This window comes from Campylobacter sp. VBCF_04 NA7, from assembly GCF_027737405.1.
Lineage (GTDB): Bacteria > Campylobacterota > Campylobacteria > Campylobacterales > Campylobacteraceae > Campylobacter_B.
The window spans coordinates 161,729-180,428 of record NZ_JAOVTT010000003.1 but is presented as its reverse complement, the minus strand read 5'-3'; the positions used below and the strand labels follow the sequence as shown (position 1 = coordinate 180,428).

At 41.9% G+C, this 18,700-nt stretch carries 19 protein-coding genes; 5 read left to right on the top strand and 14 right to left on the bottom strand.

What is annotated here, in order from left to right; translation table 11 throughout:
* Positions 1-2: 2 nt before the first annotated feature.
* Positions 3-1,268 carry a serine/threonine transporter SstT gene (gene sstT, locus OFO00_RS04220; RefSeq protein ID WP_270865003.1) on the bottom strand — a complete coding sequence of 422 codons (1,266 nt, stop codon included), beginning with the start codon at positions 1,266-1,268 and terminating at the stop codon, positions 3-5.
* A 155-nt stretch (positions 1,269-1,423) separates the two neighbouring features.
* Here sstT and metK point away from each other — a divergent pair, with 155 nt between their 5' ends.
* From metK to OFO00_RS04195, 5 genes are all read left to right on the top strand, one after another.
* Positions 1,424-2,623 carry a methionine adenosyltransferase gene (gene metK / locus OFO00_RS04215; protein WP_270858903.1) on the top strand — a complete coding sequence of 400 codons (1,200 nt, stop codon included), beginning with the start codon at positions 1,424-1,426 and terminating at the stop codon, positions 2,621-2,623.
* A gap of 163 nt (positions 2,624-2,786) precedes the next feature.
* A complete protein-coding gene (locus OFO00_RS04210; RefSeq protein ID WP_270861732.1) occupies positions 2,787-4,133 on the top strand; it encodes an FAD-dependent oxidoreductase in 1,347 nt (448 codons plus the stop codon).
* A gap of 72 nt (positions 4,134-4,205) precedes the next feature.
* On the top strand, positions 4,206-5,648 hold the full coding sequence (gene pyk / locus OFO00_RS04205; protein ID WP_270865002.1) for a pyruvate kinase: 1,443 nt from the start codon (positions 4,206-4,208) through the stop codon (positions 5,646-5,648).
* A 133-nt stretch (positions 5,649-5,781) separates the two neighbouring features.
* Positions 5,782-6,144: a tetratricopeptide repeat protein gene (locus OFO00_RS04200; RefSeq protein ID WP_270861734.1), complete on the top strand. Its 363-nt coding sequence runs from the start codon at positions 5,782-5,784 to the stop codon at positions 6,142-6,144.
* 160 nt (positions 6,145-6,304) lie between these two features.
* Positions 6,305-6,667 (top strand): hypothetical protein, encoded by a 363-nt coding sequence (locus tag OFO00_RS04195; protein WP_270865001.1) that lies wholly within the window; start codon positions 6,305-6,307, stop codon positions 6,665-6,667.
* A gap of 542 nt (positions 6,668-7,209) precedes the next feature.
* Here OFO00_RS04195 and OFO00_RS04190 read toward each other — a convergent pair.
* The 13 genes from OFO00_RS04190 to OFO00_RS04130 all read right to left on the bottom strand — a co-directional run bounded on the left by OFO00_RS04190 (position 7,210) and on the right by OFO00_RS04130 (position 18,687).
* Positions 7,210-8,274, bottom strand: coding sequence for a hypothetical protein (locus tag OFO00_RS04190; RefSeq protein ID WP_270865000.1), 1,065 nt, complete (start codon positions 8,272-8,274; stop codon positions 7,210-7,212).
* Entirely contained in the window at positions 8,271-9,389 is a 1,119-nt protein-coding gene (locus OFO00_RS04185; RefSeq protein WP_270864999.1) for a hypothetical protein, read from the bottom strand. Before OFO00_RS04185 ends, OFO00_RS04190 begins: the two co-directional genes overlap by 4 nt.
* Positions 9,390-9,447: 58 nt before the next feature.
* Positions 9,448-10,740, bottom strand: a complete 1,293-nt coding sequence (hisD, locus tag OFO00_RS04180; RefSeq protein WP_270864998.1) for a histidinol dehydrogenase — start codon at positions 10,738-10,740, stop codon at positions 9,448-9,450.
* A 410-nt stretch (positions 10,741-11,150) separates the two neighbouring features.
* The gene (locus OFO00_RS04175; RefSeq protein ID WP_270862500.1) at positions 11,151-11,966 is read right to left on the bottom strand and encodes a transporter substrate-binding domain-containing protein; all 816 of its coding nucleotides are present in this window, start codon (positions 11,964-11,966) and stop codon (positions 11,151-11,153) included.
* Positions 11,967-12,157: 191 nt separating this feature from the next.
* Positions 12,158-13,261: a redox-regulated ATPase YchF gene (gene ychF, locus OFO00_RS04170; RefSeq protein ID WP_270858831.1), complete on the bottom strand. Its 1,104-nt coding sequence runs from the start codon at positions 13,259-13,261 to the stop codon at positions 12,158-12,160.
* Positions 13,261-14,724, bottom strand: coding sequence for a leucyl aminopeptidase (locus OFO00_RS04165; RefSeq protein WP_270864997.1), 1,464 nt, complete (start codon positions 14,722-14,724; stop codon positions 13,261-13,263). The genes ychF and OFO00_RS04165 overlap by 1 nt, the downstream gene beginning before the upstream one ends.
* Positions 14,693-15,316, bottom strand: a complete 624-nt coding sequence (locus OFO00_RS04160; protein WP_270864996.1) for a DedA family protein — start codon at positions 15,314-15,316, stop codon at positions 14,693-14,695. The genes OFO00_RS04165 and OFO00_RS04160 overlap by 32 nt, the downstream gene beginning before the upstream one ends.
* Position 15,317: 1 nt before the next feature.
* Positions 15,318-15,881 (bottom strand): adenine phosphoribosyltransferase, encoded by a 564-nt coding sequence (apt, locus tag OFO00_RS04155; protein WP_270864995.1) that lies wholly within the window; start codon positions 15,879-15,881, stop codon positions 15,318-15,320.
* Positions 15,878-16,120, bottom strand: a complete 243-nt coding sequence (locus OFO00_RS04150; RefSeq protein ID WP_270858827.1) for a hypothetical protein — start codon at positions 16,118-16,120, stop codon at positions 15,878-15,880. Before OFO00_RS04150 ends, apt begins: the two co-directional genes overlap by 4 nt.
* A 9-nt stretch (positions 16,121-16,129) precedes the next feature.
* A complete protein-coding gene (locus OFO00_RS04145; protein ID WP_270864994.1) occupies positions 16,130-16,648 on the bottom strand; it encodes an RpiB/LacA/LacB family sugar-phosphate isomerase in 519 nt (172 codons plus the stop codon).
* Between the two features lie 9 nt (positions 16,649-16,657).
* Positions 16,658-17,503 (bottom strand): signal peptidase I, encoded by an 846-nt coding sequence (gene lepB / locus OFO00_RS04140; protein WP_270864993.1) that lies wholly within the window; start codon positions 17,501-17,503, stop codon positions 16,658-16,660.
* Complete coding sequence (gene folD / locus OFO00_RS04135) at positions 17,504-18,358, bottom strand: bifunctional methylenetetrahydrofolate dehydrogenase/methenyltetrahydrofolate cyclohydrolase FolD (protein ID WP_270864992.1); 855 nt, start codon at positions 18,356-18,358, stop codon at positions 17,504-17,506.
* A gap of 125 nt (positions 18,359-18,483) precedes the next feature.
* Positions 18,484-18,687, bottom strand: coding sequence for a hypothetical protein (locus OFO00_RS04130; RefSeq protein ID WP_270864991.1), 204 nt, complete (start codon positions 18,685-18,687; stop codon positions 18,484-18,486).
* Positions 18,688-18,700: the final 13 nt, after the last annotated feature.

Genomic DNA, 18,700 nt, shown 5'->3' with positions numbered 1-18,700 from the left:
TTTTAATGTTTTGAAGTTTGTGAAACGATAATTGTAAAAAGTGCGTCGGTGGAGCTATTTAGGGCTGTTTCCATTGAGTCTTGGATTACAGAGATTATGACACCGACGGTGATGACCTTAAATGCGATATCGTTGTCGATACCAAAAAGCGCACACGCAAGCGGAATAAGCATAAGCGAACCGCCAGGCACGCCACTTGTGCCACATGCGCCCACGGCTGAGACTACACATAGTAGCAAAGCCGTGCCAAAATCAGGGTGAATTCCTAGCGTGTATGCAGTCGAAAGTGCCAAAATAGCGATAACCACAGCGGCTCCCGCCATATTTACGGTAGCTCCCAGCGGAATTGAAATTGAGCTTAGCTCATCATCGACGCCAAGTTTTTTGCAAAGGTTCATATTTACAGGGATATTCGCAGCCGATGAGCGTGTAAAAAACGCTGGAATTCCACTCTCTTTAAGGCAGGTAAAGACGATAGGGAAAGGGTTTTTCTTGGTTACGAAAAATACGATTAGCGGATTTACCACAACAGCTACTAAAATAAGTGCTAGCACAAGCACGCCTGTAAGCTTAGCATAGGTTGCTAGACCTTCCACGCCCAAATCATACACAGTGTAAGTAATAATGCCAAAAATACCGATTGGGGCAAGCTGGATTACGACTTGAATTATTTTTGTTACACCTTCGCTTAAATCGCCGATGAAGCGTTTGGTTTCGTTCGTGCAAAATTTAAGCGCGATTCCAAGTCCTACCGCCCATGCGACAATACCGACATAATTACCGCTAGAAAGGGCATTTACAGGGTTATCAACGATTTTGAAAAATGTAGTTTTTAGCACTTCCCAGACATTTGCAGGTGCAGGTGAGTTTGCCGCGCCAACGCCGTCAAGTGCAATCGGAGTCGGAAACATAAAGCTAACGCCAACGCCAACAAAAGCAGCCAAAAGCGTGCCGACGATATAAAGCACGATAACTCTTTTTAGTCCTGTCGTGCTTCCAAAAGTTTTATTGACAAGCGAACTTAAAATTAGAATAAAAACTAGCACTGGGGCGACAGCTTTAAGCGCACTTACGAAAAAATCACCAAACAATCTAGCCAAATTCGCTATATTACTCCACGCATTTGTTTCACCGCCGTCTAAATCCAGCCCAGATACACCGACCCTAGCAAAATACCCTAGCGCAGCACCGAGCAAAAGTCCGATGATAATGCGCATTATCAGGCTTTTGTTGCTGTAACTTTGTATCAGCTTATCTAAGTAAGTCATCTTGCCTCCCTTTCAATGAGTAAAATTTGTCGCAATATATCTAAATTTTTATTTAACATTATTTAAATTCTTTAAAAATTTAATAAAATTTCATTTTACATTAAATATTAAACGCTAGAATTACGCCCAAAATTTTCAAAATTTTAGGAGCTTAAATGTATCTATTCACGAGCGAGGTCGTAAGCCCTGGTCACCCAGATAAATGCGCCGACATAATCGCAGATTCAATCGTCGATGAAATTTTAAAAAAAGATCCCAAAGGACGCGTAGCTAGCGAGGTTTTCGTAGCGGGCAAACATATCGTAATCGGCGGCGAAGTAAATGCCAAGGTCGATTTTACACACGATGATTATCGCCATATCGTCAAACGCGCTCTTAGCGACATTGGCTACAATGACAATCCATTTTTTACCCGCGAGCAGTGCCTGCACCCGCAAGATGTCGAGGTCGATGTATATCTAAACCAACAAAGCCCAGATATCAACCAAGGCGTAGATCAAGAAAGTGGCGAGATCGGCGCGGGAGATCAAGGCATAATGTTTGGCTTTGCTAGCTCGGAGACGCAAAATTTCATGCCAGCAGCGATTACTTATGCAAGGCTTCTTTGCGATAAGGTTTATGAGTATGCCAAAACTCACCCAAATCAGCTTGGCGTGGATATTAAAACACAAGTTACGCTTGATTATGGCACGAAGTCAAATTTCGAAGACTGCAAACCACAATCAATCCACACAATCGTAGTTAGCGCGCCTTGCGTGGAGAGTATGAGTATCGAGTATGTGCGCGAACTAATCCAAAATTTAATCGACACAGCAGGTCTTCCAAAAGAGCTTTATCAAAAAGAAAAAACCATAATTTATATCAACCCAACAGGTCGCTATGTAAATCACAGCTCGCTTCACGATAGCGGTCTAACAGGTCGCAAACTCATCGTCGATAGCTTTGGCGGATATTCGCCGATAGGCGGTGGCGCACAATCTAGCAAAGACTACACAAAAGTCGATCGCTCGGGGCTTTACGCAGCGCGCTATATCGCTAAAAATATCGTCGCAGCAGGGTTAGCGAAAAAATGTATAATCCAGCTAAGCTATGCTATCGGCGTGGCAAAACCAGTTAGCGTGAGTGTCGATTGTATGGGCACAAACGCTGGTATTGATGATGATACGCTATCGAAATTTGTCCTCGAAAATTTCGCCCTAACCCCGCGCTGGATTACTGAGAAATTCGGCCTAGACAAACCAAGTGCCCAGACATTTTTATACGCAAAAGTAGCTGCTTACGGCCAAGTCGGCAACCCAAAATACCCATGGGAGCAACTCGATAGCGTAGAGCTTTTCAAATCTTTGAAAAAATAAAATTTCGCAAGGAATTTAACCTTGCGAAATTTTTAAATTCTTAGTTATTTTATGACAATTTAATCTTAAATTTAACTCCGAGAAATTCCGATAAATTCGGCGAAATTTAACACTTTTTTAAGTAAAATTTTTGCAAAATATCGCATACTTTTAAGGGGTGAAAATGCAAGAAAAACACTACGAAGTCGTCATCGTCGGCGGCGGTATTTCTGGCGGTGCGCTAGCATACACTTTGGCGCAATACACTGATATAAAATCCATCGCAATCATCGAAAAATACGAGGGTTTAGCCACGCTAAATACAAAAGGCACGGCAAATTCGCAAACGATCCATTGTGGCGATATCGAGACAAACTACACAATCGACAAAGCCAAAAAGGTCAAACGCGCAGCCGATATGATTGCGAAATACTGCAAAAAGCACGATTATATCGGTAAATTTATCTTTGAAGGGCAAAAAATGGCAATCGGCGTGGGCGACAGCGAGGTCGCTTTTATCAAAGATCGCTATGAGGTTTTTAAAGAGCTTTATCCGTATTTGGAATTTTATGACAAAGACAAGCTAAAACAGATCGAGCCAAAGGTCATTTTCGATAGCAACGGCAACCCTCGCCCCGAAGATGTCGCAGGTCTTGGCGTGCAAACTGGCGCATATACCACGATTGATTTTGGCGCCATGACAAATACCCTAGTCGAAAATGCGCAAAAAACAAAGGGCAAAATTTGCGATTTATACCTAAATTCTGAGGTTCAAAATATCACAAAGGTAGGCGATAAATTTTATATCCGCACTGCAAATAAAATTTCAGTCAGCGCTGATTTCGTCGTAGTCGATGCAGGCGCGCACTCACTATGGCTAGCGCACAAAATGGGCTATGGCAAAAACCTTAGCGCGATTTGTATCGCCGGAAGCTTTTATCTAACCAAACAAAAGCTATTAAACGGCAAAGTCTATATGGTGCAAAACCCAAAACTCCCATTTGCCGCACTTCACGGAGACCCTGACCTGCTAGCTGATGGTTGCACGAGATTTGGCCCTACTGCGCTAACTATGCCAAAATTAGAGCGTTACAAAGGCTGTCGCTCGGTGCCTGAGTTTTTCCAATCCCTAAATTTCACGCCAAAGGTCGCAAAGGTATTTTGGAACAATTTCGGCGATAGCGATGTTAGAAATTTCTTGTTGCGAAATATCGCGTTTGAAGCCCCAGTTTTAGGCAAAAAACTCTTTGTCAAAAATGCCAAAAAAATCATACCTAGCATTAGAGAAGAAGATATTTACTATGCCAAAGGTTTTGGAGGCGTCAGAGCCCAAATCATCGACCAAGACAAGCTTGAATTGCTTCTAGGCGAGGCTAGAATTGACGATAATAACGGCGTGATTTTCAATATGACTCCAAGCCCGGGTGCGACAAGCTGTTTTGGCAACGCAGAGCGCGACGCTATCTCAATCTGCTCGTTTTTGGGCAAAAAATTCGACGCTGAAAAATTCGAAAACGAACTTGTAAAATAATCAAATTTATGCAGAATTTTTCTGCATAAATTTTACTTTTAAATTTCAAATTTTAACACAAAGGAAAATTTAATGAAAAAAGCAAAAATCATAGCCACGCTTGGCCCAGCTAGCGATAACGAAGAGATAATGGAAGCCATGGTTAGGGCTGGGGTCAATGTTTTTAGACTAAATTTTTCGCACAACTCGCACGAATACCACGCTCAAAATGTCGCAAAAATCCGTAGCGTGGAGAAAAAGGTCGGATTTCATATCGGGATTTTGCAAGACATCTGCGGCCCTAAAATCCGCATTGGCGAGCTTGAAGCACCGTTTGAATTAAAAGCTGGCGATAGGCTTGATATCTACGCCAAAGAGCAAATCGGCACCAAAATCGCCCCACACCACTACGCTCTTAGCATTAATCAACCCCAAATTTTGCCTATGCTAAAAGCTGGCGAATATGTCTATCTCTACGACGGCATAATCCGTGCTAGGGTCGCTCACAGCGGAAACGATGTCGTCCAAACCGTCATCGAAAACGACGGCACTCTAAGCTCGAAAAAGGGTGTAAATTTCCCAAATACCGTTCTTGGCATAGATGTCATCACGCCAAAAGATAGAGCCGATATGGAATTTGGCGCCACACTTGGCGTGGATTTTGTGGCAATCAGCTTTGTGCAAAGCGCAAACGACATAATCAAAGCAAAGAAAATTTTGCGCGCCTCTGGCTCACACGCCCATGTTTTGGCAAAAATCGAAAAATTTGACGCTGTGGAAAATATAGATAGCATAATCGAGCAAAGCGACGGAATCATGGTCGCTAGGGGCGATTTGGGTATCGAGGTGCCGTTTTATAAGGTGCCTTCAATCCAAAAATTAATTATAAAAAAGGCAAACGAAGCTGCCAAACCAGTAATTACAGCCACTCAAATGCTTCTTAGTATGACGCGTAACGAAACGGCCACCAGAGCCGAAATCAGCGATGTCGCCAACGCCGTGCTTGACGGTACAGACGCTGTAATGCTAAGCGAAGAGAGCGCAGTAGGCATAAATCCAGTCGCTGTCGTGCGCGCTATGTCGCATACGATACTAGAAGCGCAAGAGATCTACGCTTACAACCGCTTCAAGCACGAAAACCACGATAGCACCGATATCATGGCTGAATCTGCCGTTAGGCTAGCAGGTCAGCTAAACGCGGATAAAATCATCGCCCTAACCTCCTCTGGCAAACTAGCCGTGCAAATGGCGAGATATCGCCCAAATATCGATATCCTAGCCGTTACCCACGATATAAACACAGCGCGCTATCTCACGCTTTGTTGGGGTATAGGCCAAAGCCTAGTTATAGCAGAAGAAGCCAAGCTTCACACGCTCATGGCAAAGGCTATCAAAAGCGGCGTGGATTGTGGCGCAATCAAGCTTGATGGAACATATATCATGACGGCAGGTTATCCAACAGGTGTAAGTGGGACTACAAATCTTATCCGTATGTTAAAGGACGAGCAAATATCCTACTACTTACAAGACGCGTAAAACCTAGTAAATTAATAAAATTTGTCGAATTTACTAAAAATTTAAGTAAAATTTAGCTTTATTAGCAAATTTTTGGAGTATAATACGCCCCGTTTTAAAGGAAACGAATATTTTATTTAAAAGGAGCAAAGTTATGAAAAAATTAGTTTTCTTAACATTGTTTGGTGTTGCGAGTTGTGCATTCGCTGGTATAGCTGAGGAAATGGACGCAAAATGTGAAGCAGGAGATTATCAAGCTTGCACTGAGCTTGGTATGAAATACTACCGCGGTCAAGACGGTTTGCCACAAGACCACGAGAAAGCTCACTCATATTATGATAAAACTTGTAACCAACACAATTACGCTGAGGCTTGCTACCGCGACGGTATCTTCCACTCAGTAGGCGTTGGTGCAGAGCACAACCACGATCGCGCAATGCTATCTTTGAAAATGGCTTGCGATCAAGGTCATGAAAAAGCTTGTAAAATGGCAGAGAGAATCAAAGACGATAATTAATCGCTATTTTTACTCTGTTTTTACCACTGCGCCGATAAAATTCGGCGCAAATTATCGAATTTACACAAAATTTAATTAAAATTTAACTCTATTATAACTATTTTAGTGTATAATCACGCGTTTTAAAGGAAACACATATTATTTTTACAAGGAGAAAGTTATGAAAAAACTAGTTTTCTTAGCACTATTTGGTTTTGCGAGTTGCGCATTCGCTGGTATAGCAGAGGAAATGGACGCTAAATGCGAAGCAGGAGATTATCAAGCTTGCACTGAGCTTGGTATGAAATATTTCCGTGGTCAAGATGGTTTGCCAAAAGACTATGACAAAGCTCACTCATATTATGACAAAACTTGCAATATCGCTAAATGGGCTGAGGCTTGCTACCGCGACGGTATCTTCCACTCAGTTTTAGACGGCAAATGGCATAATCACGATCGTGCAATGCTATCACTACAAATGGCTTGCGATCAAGGTCACGAAAAAGCTTGCTCTATGAGAGAGAGAATTGCACACGATAAATAATCGTTATTTTACTATTATTTCTACTTCGGCGCCGAATTTTTCGGCGCTTTTTTTATGCCCGAAAATTCTTTGTTATTGCAAGAAGCATTATTTTTGTCATTGCGAGCTTTCGCTACCGCAAGTTCCTAAATACTGCCCGATTTTTGTCATTGCGAGCAAAAGCAAAGCGTCAAGACGCTTTGCCGAAGCAATCCAGGGAAATTCCATAATCTCTGATTTGTCATTGCGAGCTTTCGTAGAAAGCGAAGCAATCTACGAGTATAAAATTTAAAGCGTGTGTTTTTGCTGTCATTGCGAGCAAAAGCAAAGCGTCAAGACGCTTTGCCGAAGCAATCCAGTAAAATTCTCTCTAAATTTTAATGGATTGCTTCGACCACTGCGTGGTCTCGCAATGACAAAGCAAATAAAATTTGCAAAATTTCTCAATGACACAAAATCGGTGCAGTATTTTAAGGTTGCGCCAGCGTGAAATTTCAAAATTTAAAGAATTTCAAAATTTCACAGAATTTCAAATTTCACAGAATTTCAAATTTCACAGAATTTCAAAATTTATGTTTCAGCTCCAAGCTAAGCATATCCGAGATTTTCTCAGCCTCGAAATACTTCGCCTGCGCCTTCATATAAGCGCACATTTGGCGGTCCTTCTCGCAAATGCCGTGCTCCAACAAAAACTGCACCGCGAGCGAATTATCCATAAGCGCAGAAAATTTAATAAAGCCTTGAAGTTCCTTTTTATCGAGCTCATTTATCCCTTTATACTTCAAACTTTCCTCGAAAAACCGCATTTTATCGGCGTGAAATTTCGAAAAATCGTAACTCTGCGCAATGCGCCTAAGATCGCTTGGCGGGGTTTTTAAAAGATAATCAAGCGTGATATTTTGGTCCTTGATAAACTCCGCCTCGCTCGAAGTTATATCAGCGACCACGCCATTTCCTAGCGGTGCGCCGTTAGCCAAAAAATATGCAAACGCGTCGAAATTATCGCACGCACTAGCCATTTTAGCGTCATTTTCGCTAGGTTTGGCGCCACTACTTACCAGCAAATCTATTAGCGCAAACAGCTCCTCGCTATCAAATTTAGTGGAATTTTCGTCATTTTCCACACCTGCGCCGATATCGCAACCATAGGAATTTACGATATTTAAAGGATTGTCAAATTCGCCCTCGTTATAATTCAAATTTGGGCTGAATTTTAAAATTTCAGTGATTTTGTCGAAGTCAAATTTGCCTGTGCGCGAAATTTTGGGATTATAGATAAAATGAGTAAAAATCCGCTCGCCATACTCGCCAAATTCGTCATTTATGCGCTCAGCATTTGCGCGCGCAAAATCCAAAAGTGCGTCTAGTGCGCTAGAAATTTGCTCGTTTGTAGCGTTTTCATCGTGGAAAATTTCAAAATTTGGCGCAGTATCTGTAAAAACACCATGGCTAGAATTTGTGTCCAAATTCGGCGCAGTATCGGGCGCAGTATCTGCAAAAACACTCTCGCTTGAATTTTGCGTAAAATTTTGCGATAAATTCTGTGTAAAATTCTGCTCATTTGCGCTAGCCAAACAAACGAACGCAACCAAAAAACAAAAAATTCCGCCCATTTGCCCTATTTTCACTGCAACTCCCTTATTGGCTTGTGCATGTAGTAGTGGTCGCAATACTGATTTATGAGCGCGCCGTCTTTGGCGTAAATTTTAAGCTCATATTCGATAAATTTTTCGCCTGTGGGGACATTTTTGTAGGTCATTTTATCGGGTTGTTGCTTTTTCTCAAACTCCGCAAACTCGCTCGGTATCATCTCAAATGAGGCTATATCGTCGATTTCGTAGCCATCTTTTAGCCCAAAATGATAGCCATTAGTCCTATATAGCGGACTATTGCTGTATGAGCTAGATGTGAATTTGCGCTCTAAATTTAAAAACAGTATCGCTGTTTCATTGCCTATATTTTCGCAATATTTACGCTTTTTATCCGTATCGGTGAAGAGAAATAGGCAAAATTTATCCCCGCAAATCGCCTTTTGTTTTTTGTATTCTACTGACCATTTGCTCATATTTGAGGTGCGGATTTTCTGCGTCCCTTCGTGGGTTTTGATTTCATAGACATTTTCATCTACTGGCAAAACCTCGCTATCTCCGTGAAATTTGCCGTATTTTTGGGGCGTGATTTCGGTATTTCTATTTAGTTTATGTGGGAAATCGTAAGCTTCAAGCGGGATTTGCAATCTTGAAATCGCCTCGAAATTTTGCTCGGCACTGCTAGGAAACCACACTGTCTTGCCCGGGTTTGAGTGCAGATCAAACGAGCCAATGTATTGTCTAGTGATTTTATGCGCCGTTTGCTTATAAATTTCGTTTGCGCCCTCTTTTAGGGTGATATTCCACGATTTGTGCCTGAAAAATTTCTCCTTTTTTCGCACTTCCTCGCTTGGCGAAAAATCATCTTCGTTGTATAAATAATGCTTTTCTGGCATATCTTCGCCCAAAAGATAATCAAACGACAAGCCATCATTATAGCGAAGCCAGACGCCATGCTTATCTCGCAAGTAGATATAAGGCACACTAATCGCATCAGGGAAAGCCCTCTCAATCGCATTTTCCCAAAATATAGGTTTTGGGGTTAAATCCGCAGGAAAGGGGTTTGGTTTGGTGTGTTTAAACTGGCTTTCGTAATTTGTGTTTATATAATCGCCATCTGCTGGCGAAAACAGAAAATAAAAAAATACAATCATAGCAAGGCTCAAAGCCAATATAAAAACAAAAACCCAAAGAAAAAATTTGAAAATTTTTTTAATCATTATTTTTATAGCGAATTTCCACCGATTTTTTGTGCGCTGTTAAGCCCTCGGCCTGCGCTAGTGCCATGCACGCTTCGCCCAGAGCGTCGATTGCGCCCTTATTTAGCGCGATTACCGAGCTTCGTTTGATGAAGTGATAAACCCCAAGCGGTGAGAAAAATCTAGCACTGCCACCTGTCGGAAGCGTGTGGTTTGGCCCCGCCAAATAATCCCCCATAGCCTCAGGCGTGTAGTGTCCCAAGAAAATCGCGCCTGCGTGCTTAATGCGCGCAAGGTAATCGTAGGCGTTGTCCATGGCGATTTCTAGGTGTTCGACGGCTAGGTCGTTCATCAAATCTATCGCCTCGTCAAAATCTCGCGCGATAATAATCGCGCCCTTGTCATCAATGCTCTTTCTAGCGATACTCTCGCGCTCTAATGTAGGCAAAATTTTATAAATTTCATCTTTTACAGCAAGGGCAAATTTCTCATCTGCACTTACCAAAATACTGCTTGCGATCTCGTCGTGTTCGGCTTGGCTTAGCAAATCCACAGCCGTGTGATACGCACTCGCACTAGCATCTGCTAGCACGCCCACTTCGCTAGGACCTGCTATCATATCGATATTCACATCGCCAAAAACGAGCTTTTTAGCCGTCGCTACGAAAATATTTCCAGGACCCGTGATGACATCGACCTTGTCTATCGTTTCCGTGCCATACGCCATGGCTGCGACTGCGCTCGCACCGCCTACTTTGTAGGCTTTTTTGATTCCTAGCACATGCATGGCAGCTAGAAGAAGCGAATTTACCACTCCGCCCACAGCAGGGGTGCAGACCGTGATATCAGCGACACCTGCGACGATTGCAGGCACTGCGTTCATCAAAAGCGAGCTAGGATAGGCAGCCTTGCCACCTGGGATATACAGCCCCGCGCGATCTACGGGCGTGATTTTTTGACCCAAGATTTCGCCGTGTGCGCCGAAGTCAATCCAGCTTTTTTCGAGTTGCTTTTCGTGATAGGCATAAATGCGATCATACGCCACTTTAAGCGCGGTTTTTAGCTCATCGCTTAGCTCGTTGAAAGCCTTTTTCATCTCGTCTTGCGAAATCGCCAAATTTCCCTTAACTTCCCATTTGTCAAATTTGGCTATTTGCTCGTTTAGCGCCTCATCGCCACGCGCCTTGATATCATCGATGATACCGCTTACGATCGGCATTACCTTTTGCATGTCCATATTGCCACGATTTACCAGAGCCTCGAATTCTTGCGCGAAATTGCTGTCTGTGCTTTTTAAAATTTTCATATTTAATCCTAAAATTTTGATTGTAAAAATTTGAAGTTTATAGCATAATTTGGTTTTGAATTTAATAAATTTGGGAATTTAATGTCATTGCGAGATTTTCGCTACCGCAAGTTTTTAAATACTGCCTCGATTTTGTCATTGCGAGGAGCTGTGAAACAGCGACGAAGCAATCTACGAGTTTAAAATTCTTTGCGGTAAATTTGCAAAAAACGCTAACCTTAATTTTTAAAGTCGTAGATTGCCACGGCGACTGCGTCGCCTCGCAATGACAAATTAGAGATTAAAGAATTTTACTGAATTGCCTCAAAAACTTAGTTTTCTCGCAACGACAGATTAGACAAATAAAATTTTCAGCCATAAAAAAAGGCGCCTTAAAAAAGGCGCCCAAGTATAGTATCAAAAAGCACTAATTATAATAATGCTTCATAAATATCATCTAGAACGAACATTTTCTCTTCTAGCTCACCACGATAGAATAGCTCGAAAGTTTGCTCATACATATCAGCAAAGAAGCCTTCTTGTGATAGAGATAGGATTTTGCTATCTACGATTTCCATTAGATCACGGTTGCCTTTTTGAGTACCTACGCAGTTGAAAGCGATAGCTCCTATGCGTTTGATAGCAAGCTCAAATCTATCATCAACAAATGGAATAGTAGCGATTGCAGTAATTTTTCTAGCATAGCCGTCAGCTTCGCCAGCTCTTAATTTATCCAAGCACTCTTTTGATGTAGAGCAAGGAACTTGCTGGATTTGTGGTTCTTTGTTAAGAGCGACTTCAGCTGATGTGCCTGGGACAACTAGAACTCTTCTACCTCTTAAATCGCTTAGTCTTTGGACGCCTAAATCTTTTTTAGTAACAACAGCATCCATTGTTGAAAGATAAGGCATAGAAAAGTCCATTGATTTCTCGCGCTCAGGTGTTCTTGAATAATTGTGGATTAGCAAATCAACTCTGTTTTGAGTTACAGCATCCATACGCTCAGCATCTTTAACAGCGACAAATTCTACCTTACCGCCGTCTCCTAAAATGGCTTTTGCTAGTTCTTTTGCCAACTCAATTTCAAAACCTTGAAATTTGCCACTTTTTGAAATAGAACTCATTGGAGCATCGTGCTCACCTACACCAATTCTTAGCGTATTGCTCGCTTTGATTTGTTCTAGTGTGTTAGCACCAGAAAAAGTCACTGCGCCTGCTAATGCCAAAAGACCTAAAAACTTTTTCATTTTAACTCCTTAAAAATAAAACCGAAAAATACCTAAAAAAAGTAAATAGAAAGATAACACGCGCCCATTTACCATAAATTTTAGATAAATTTGCAAATTTTACTTCAAAAATTTCAAGTAATTTTAATGTAAAAAAACTTAAATTTTAAGAAAAATAATCAAAATTTGCATATTTCAAAAAAAAAATTAAATTACACATTAAACCTAAAATGCATTACATCGCCATCATTTACGACATAATCCTTGCCTTCTAGGCGCATTTTTCCTGCCTCTTTTGCCCTACTTTCGCCTCCATGCGCCACGAAATCATCGTAGCTAATGACCTCTGCACGGATAAAGCCACGCTCGAAATCATTATGTATCACGCTAGCCGCCTTTGGCGCTTTCCAGCCTTTGGTTATCGTCCATGCGCGCACTTCCATAACCCCAGCGGTAAAATAGCTTATCAAATTTAGCTTCGCAAAAGATCTTCTGATGATATTATCTAGTCCGCTTTCTTCTGCGCCTAGGCTTTGAAGCATTTCGTGCGCCTCATCATCACCTAGACCGATTAACTCCTCTTCGATTTTAGCGCAAAGCTTGATAACTTCGGCATTTCGCGCATTTGCATACTCTTTTACAGCTTTTACATACTCATTATCCTGCGCTATGCCGTCCTCATCGACATTTGCGCCATAAATCACCTCTTTTGCAGAAAGCAGGCGCAACTCTTTGTTTAGGCTCGCAAACACTTCGCTGTCTTTGTCTGCGAAATTTGAAGCAGGTTTGCCTAAATTTAAATGCTCCAAAAGCTCATTTGCGAGTGCTAAGGCCTCTTTGGCGCCTTTGGCGTTTGCTTTGGCTTCTTTGTTTAGTCGCTCGATTTTTCTGCCTAACTGCTCGATATCGGCTAAAACAAGCTCAGTTTCGATGATTTCGATATCGCGGATAGGGTCGATACTGCCCTCGACATGCGTGATATTGCCGTCTTCGAAGCAACGCACTATATGCAAAATAATCTCAGCTTCACGGATATTTGAGAGAAATTTATTTCCCAAACCCTCGCCCTTGCTAGCACCCTTTACAAGTCCAGCGATATCAACAAATTCGATTGTCGAGTGCATGATACGCTCCGGATTTACGATTTTGGCTAGCTCATCAAGCCTAGTATCAGGCACTGGCACGATAGCCTTGTTTGGCTCAATCGTGCAAAATGGATAGTTTTGCGCTTGGGCATTTTGCGCCTTTGTTAGCGCATTAAAGGTGGTAGATTTGCCCACATTTGGCAAACCTACGATTCCAACAGAAAGCCCCATTAGCCCCTCTTTTCTAGCTCTTTTTGCAGAGCCATTAGGTAGTATAGATTTGCTCTAACTGCCGCACCTGTCGCGCCGAATTGGTTATATCCCCACGCTTTTTCGACATAGGCTGGGCCTGCGATATCAAGATGAAGCCATTTGTCTTTGAATTCAGGTTTGATAAATTTATCAAGGAAAAGCCCCGCTGTGGTCGTGCCACCGTATCTGCTAGACGCTGTATTTGAGACATCTGCGATATTTGATTTGATAAGTTCTCGCAAATAATCATTAAATTCTAAAATCGTAAAAAGCTCGCCACTAGCTTTGGTTAAATTTTTAAATTTTAGCTTTAACTCTTCGTTATTTCCTAAAATTCCGCTTGTGTATTCGCCAAGTCCCACTACGCAAGCCCCTGTAAGTGTCGCCATATCGATTAGCAAATCAGGGTTTAAATCTTGCGCGTAGCTTAGACAATCAGCCAGCACTAGTCTGCCCTCTGCGTCTGTGTTTCGCACCTCGATACTCACGCCAGAGCGAGAGATTAGCACATCATCTGGTTTGTAGGCGTTGCCACCTATCATGTTTTCGGTAGCGCCGATGATAGCGTGTATTTCAAAAGGCAAATCAAGCTCGGCAGCGCCTTTGATAATCGCCATAGCTGCAAGCGCGCCACTTTTGTCAGCTTTCATTGTCAGCATATAATCGCTCGGTTTTAGGCTAAGTCCGCCACTATCATAGGTCAAACCCTTGCCCACGAAAACGACCTTTTGAAGGCATTTTTCAGGTTTGTAGGTAAGGTGGATTAGGCGTGGGCGATGAGCTGAGGCGCGATTGACAGCCAAAAACGCGTTCATTTTCTCTTCTTCCAAAAATCTCTCATCATACACAGCTACGCTGACATCATCGTAGTTTGAAGCCAAAATTTCAGCCTCGTCTGCCATTTTATGCGGAGTGTAAATTTCAGGGATTTCATTGACTCCGTTTTTGGCGAAATTCGCTGCGTCCGCCATAATAGCGCCAAATTTCACGCCACGACTAGCTTTATCGGCTTCTAGCGTAGAGCCTGTGTATGTGTCGCTAGCGATAAAAATTTCATTTAGAGTGTAGGATTTTTTTTCGCTTTTGTATTTGTTAAACTCATACGCGCCTAGCACTGCGCCCTCAGCCATAGCCATTGCGCTTTTTTTCGTGCAACCACAATCATAAAATGCGATTTTAAAATTTGAAATTTTAAGATTTTTTAGCGTGTTGTATGCCTGTGCCACGCCCACTCTCACGCGGTCGTATTCTAGGGCTTTTATGCCTACATATAGCCTTTTTTGCTCGCTTAAAAGCAAATTTCCCTCGCCTTTGTAATCAAAAAAATCAAATTTATCACCGTCTTTGACAAAGCGGTGAGCCGTGTCGCCACCGACGATAAAAATCACCTCAAAATCCGCATTTATCGCGTCAAAATTTTGATTCAATAATGTTACTTTCATCTCTATCCTTTCTTAAATTTATAAAATGATTTTCTAATCTTGCAAAAATTTTATAAAACCCAAAGACAATTCCGGCAATCAGCGGTATCGCAAAATACCAGTATTGCTCGATCAAATTTATCGCCTGCCAAATTTGTTTGCCAAAATACCATGCAGGTATCATCGTCATACTCGCCCATGCAATCGCACTCAAAAAATTGATAAAGGCGAATTTTTTCGCACTATAACGGGTAATGCCGATACTCATCGGAATTATCATACGAAGCCCATACATATATCGCTGGATAAATATCAAAATCCAGCCCCAACGCTGTAAAAGCAGGTGCGCGATAGCAAATTTACGGCGTTGGGTGGCGAGCTTTTTGCTAATGTAGTTTTTATTATACCTGCCGATATAAAAATAAAATTGATCGCCCGCAAACGCCCCACACGCCGCGACAAAAATACCAAGTGGTAAATTTATATGCCCCTCATGCGCCAAAATCCCGCCCAAAACTAGCGCGATTTCGCCCTCTAATGCGCACCACGCAAAAAGCACGATATAAGCGTATTGATGATACTGGGTTAGAATTTCTTTGAGCGTTTCTTCCAAACTAAGCCTCTAAAACGCAATAAACTTTCGTTCTTGCTTCAAATTCGCCCAGATCGTTTAATGCGCGCAAATTTAGCAAAAAGCACGCTTCCACGCAATCGGCGTTTGTTTGCGCGATCAAATCAAGCGCGGCTTTGGCTGTGCCACCAGTAGCGATTAAATCGTCGATTAAAAGCACTCTGGCTTTGCGGTTTTGTGCGTTTGCGACTGCGTCAAAGGCATCGACATGCATTTCAACCTGATCGAAGCCGTATTCGAGAGAGTATTTTTGCGAAATGGTGATATATGGAAGTTTTTTTGGTTTGCGAATCGGCACGAAAGCCAAATTTAGCCTAGCCGCAAGTGCCGCACCAAAGATAAATCCCCTGCTTTCAATCCCTACGATATAATCAAGCTCGTAATCCTTGTAGCGATCTACGAGATGATCTAGCAAAAAGCTAAATGCCTTTTTATCGCCCAAAAGCGTCGTTACATCGTAAAACAAAATCCCAGGTTTAGGGAAATCCTCGATAGTCCTTAATGATTTAAAAAGATAAGCTTTATCATCATTGCTTAAAGTTTTCATCCTCTATCCTTTAATAATTTTGCATTTTGCAATCTTAAATTTAACTTTTCTGCTTCGTCGCTTTGCAAGGCCTGTATGCTAAGCTCCAACGCAGATTTTAGCTTTTCTTGATTTTCTTTTAATTTTGAAATTTCATCTTCGCATTTTGCCAATTTATCGTAAATTTTCATATTTTTACGGATCGAAAGCACCAACAATACAGCCAAAACAAAGCTTAAAATTTCAAAAACCACTATCATATTCTCGCCCTATTTTGCGCTCATATCGCAGGCAATCACGCCTAGCTTATTCACGCGTCTTTCGTGTCTGCCGCCGCTAAATTTTGTGCTAAAAAATGTCTTTATCATATCCTCAATCTCTGCGATTCCTAGCACTCTTGCGCCAAATGCAAGCACATTTGCGTTATTATGCTCCCTGCAAAGCCTAGCAGTTAAGCTATCGTGGCAAAGCGCGCAACGAATATGTGCGTGGCGGTTTGCCGCAATCGAAATCCCAATACCTGTGCCACAAATTAAAATTCCATAAATTCCAAATTTTGTGCTATCTTCGCTGTTTTGCTCGCCGTTTGCGCTGGCTAAATTTTTGCTTTCAACCAAAATTTTATCAGCCAAAATTTTCGCGAAATCAGGATAATCCACGCTGATATTTTCGTCATTTGTGCCTAAATCTTCGAACTCATAGCCCAAATTTGCGATTATTTTTTTGACCTCTTCCTTCACAGCTGGCGAAGCGTGATCACCCGCAATAAAAACCTTTTTTATCTGCATATTTTCCCTTTATTTTTGCTCATAAATCAAGCTCTCATCGCTTTGAAGAGTGTCGATGAAGCGCCCTATTCTCTCCCAGCGGATTTTTTTATCTGGGTCGATACTAAAATAAGTAAACCACGGCTTGCCTACGATTAGGCGATACGGCACGGTGCCCCAATACCTGCTATCGCCTGAGTTGTTGCGGTTATCGCCAATCATAAAAAACTCATCTTGCGGAACTTTGATATAAAATGCGTTAAATTTCACACCGCCGTATTCATATACCTTCTCGCTCTCAGCCACCATTATAGGGCGCATTGCTAAGCTTTTGCGCTCTAAATTTCCAAGCATGCTTGCCCGCATGGCGTTTCTAAAATGCGGATTGTAATTTATGCCTTTGAATTTATACGGCTCTTTGACATATTTTTGTCCGTTTAAGATGACAATATCGCTTTTATCGTAGTTTTGCTCTATAAATTCATCGCCTTCGTTTGGTCTGAGGTAGAAATTATCTAAATCAAAAATGACTTCATCTCCACCAACGGCGAAATTTCGCTTGACATAGTGAATTTTCTCATCTTTTGGATAGCGAAATACCACGATATCACCACGCTGTGGGCGTTTGCCTTGGATTAAATGTCCGTCCCCGTCGCTATCAGGGGCTACTGGAACCTCGATAAATGGGATATGAGGGGTTGGTATTCCGTAGCTAAATTTTTTCACAAACAAAAAATCGCCCTCTAAAAGCGTAACTCTCATCGATCCGCTTGGAATCACAAAAGCTTGCGCCACAAAAAGTATGATAAAAAGCACAATGCAAATCGTGCCAACCCAGCTAGATGAAAAGCGATAAAGCGAACCTAAAAATTTCATTTATTTGCTTCTTTTTAGGCGGTTGCGCGCCGATGTGATTGTGTTTTGAAGTAGCATTGCGATTGTCATAGGACCCACGCCACCAGGAACTGGCGTGATAAACGAGCATTTAGGCGCGACTGCGTCGAAATCCACATCGCCGGTTAGTTTGCCGTTTTCTAGGCGGTTTATGCCTACATCAATGACCACCGCGCCATCTTTTACCATATCAGGGGTTACGAAATTTGGCTTTCCAATCGCTGCGACTAAGATATCAGCCTGCGAGCAAATTTCGGCTAAATTTTTGGTGCGAGAGTGTGTGATAGTAACGGTAGAATTCGCGTTTAAAAGCAAATTTGCCATAGGTTTGCCGACTATATTGCTTCTACCAATTACCACAGCGTTTGCGCCGTTTGTTTCTATGCCGTATTCAGCCAAAAGTCGCATAATGCCAAGTGGCGTGCATGGCACAAAAGCCTCTAATCCGCTAACTAGTCTGCCGACATTTACAGCGTGAAATCCATCGACATCTTTGCTAGGATCGATTTTTTCTAAAATTTTATTTGTATCAATGTGTTTTGGAAGTGGAAGTTGGACAAGTATGCCATCGACATTTTCATCAGCATTAAGCTCATCAATTAGCTCTAATAGCGCAGTTTCGGTAGTTTGCGCGCTTAGATGATATGGGTAAGAATTTATCCCGCACGCTACGCACGCCTTTTCTTTGCTAGCCACATAAGTAGCACTAGCCTTGTCCTCGCCCACTAAAATCACCGCAAGCCCCGGAGTTACACCCTTAGCACTAAGCTCTTTGGCTGCGATTTTTACCTCTTCTTTGACCTTTGCGCTTATCGCTTTTCCGTCGATTAAAGTCATAAAAAACCTTTAAATAAAAATTGAAGCTTCAATTTTACCTTAAATTTAATAAAAATCAGATTTATTTTTGGGCTAAATTTGGGAATTTTAAGTGGAAATGGTAGTTAAAAAACTACCATTGAAATTTATCTTTTTATATTTTTGTTTGCTTCTTGGGCTTTGATTACAGCGTCCATGCAGCCTGTGGTGCAACCAGCGCTATTTTGGTTGAAATTTGGCTCGATTTTTTTCTGCTCGATTGGCGTGCTCTCGCTCACGCCCGGCTCTTTTGTGCCAGCACAACCGATAAAAAATCCAGCCACTAGGGCGCATAAAATTAACTTTTTCATAAATTCTCCTTTA

Coding starts and splice junctions, on each gene's coding strand:
- sstT (WP_270865003.1), bottom strand. CDS start 1,268: ATGACTTACTTAGATAAGCTGATACAAAGTTACAGCAACAAAAGCCTG.
- metK (WP_270858903.1), top strand. CDS start 1,424: ATGTATCTATTCACGAGCGAGGTCGTAAGCCCTGGTCACCCAGATAAA.
- OFO00_RS04210 (WP_270861732.1), top strand. CDS start 2,787: ATGCAAGAAAAACACTACGAAGTCGTCATCGTCGGCGGCGGTATTTCT.
- pyk (WP_270865002.1), top strand. CDS start 4,206: ATGAAAAAAGCAAAAATCATAGCCACGCTTGGCCCAGCTAGCGATAAC.
- OFO00_RS04200 (WP_270861734.1), top strand. CDS start 5,782: ATGAAAAAATTAGTTTTCTTAACATTGTTTGGTGTTGCGAGTTGTGCA.
- OFO00_RS04195 (WP_270865001.1), top strand. CDS start 6,305: ATGAAAAAACTAGTTTTCTTAGCACTATTTGGTTTTGCGAGTTGCGCA.
- OFO00_RS04185 (WP_270864999.1), bottom strand. CDS start 9,389: ATGATTGTATTTTTTTATTTTCTGTTTTCGCCAGCAGATGGCGATTAT.
- hisD (WP_270864998.1), bottom strand. CDS start 10,740: ATGAAAATTTTAAAAAGCACAGACAGCAATTTCGCGCAAGAATTCGAG.
- OFO00_RS04175 (WP_270862500.1), bottom strand. CDS start 11,966: ATGAAAAAGTTTTTAGGTCTTTTGGCATTAGCAGGCGCAGTGACTTTT.
- ychF (WP_270858831.1), bottom strand. CDS start 13,261: ATGGGGCTTTCTGTTGGAATCGTAGGTTTGCCAAATGTGGGCAAATCT.
- OFO00_RS04165 (WP_270864997.1), bottom strand. CDS start 14,724: ATGAAAGTAACATTATTGAATCAAAATTTTGACGCGATAAATGCGGAT.
- apt (WP_270864995.1), bottom strand. CDS start 15,881: ATGAAAACTTTAAGCAATGATGATAAAGCTTATCTTTTTAAATCATTA.
- OFO00_RS04150 (WP_270858827.1), bottom strand. CDS start 16,120: ATGATAGTGGTTTTTGAAATTTTAAGCTTTGTTTTGGCTGTATTGTTG.
- OFO00_RS04145 (WP_270864994.1), bottom strand. CDS start 16,648: ATGCAGATAAAAAAGGTTTTTATTGCGGGTGATCACGCTTCGCCAGCT.
- lepB (WP_270864993.1), bottom strand. CDS start 17,503: ATGAAATTTTTAGGTTCGCTTTATCGCTTTTCATCTAGCTGGGTTGGC.
- folD (WP_270864992.1), bottom strand. CDS start 18,358: ATGACTTTAATCGACGGAAAAGCGATAAGCGCAAAGGTCAAAGAAGAG.
- OFO00_RS04130 (WP_270864991.1), bottom strand. CDS start 18,687: ATGAAAAAGTTAATTTTATGCGCCCTAGTGGCTGGATTTTTTATCGGT.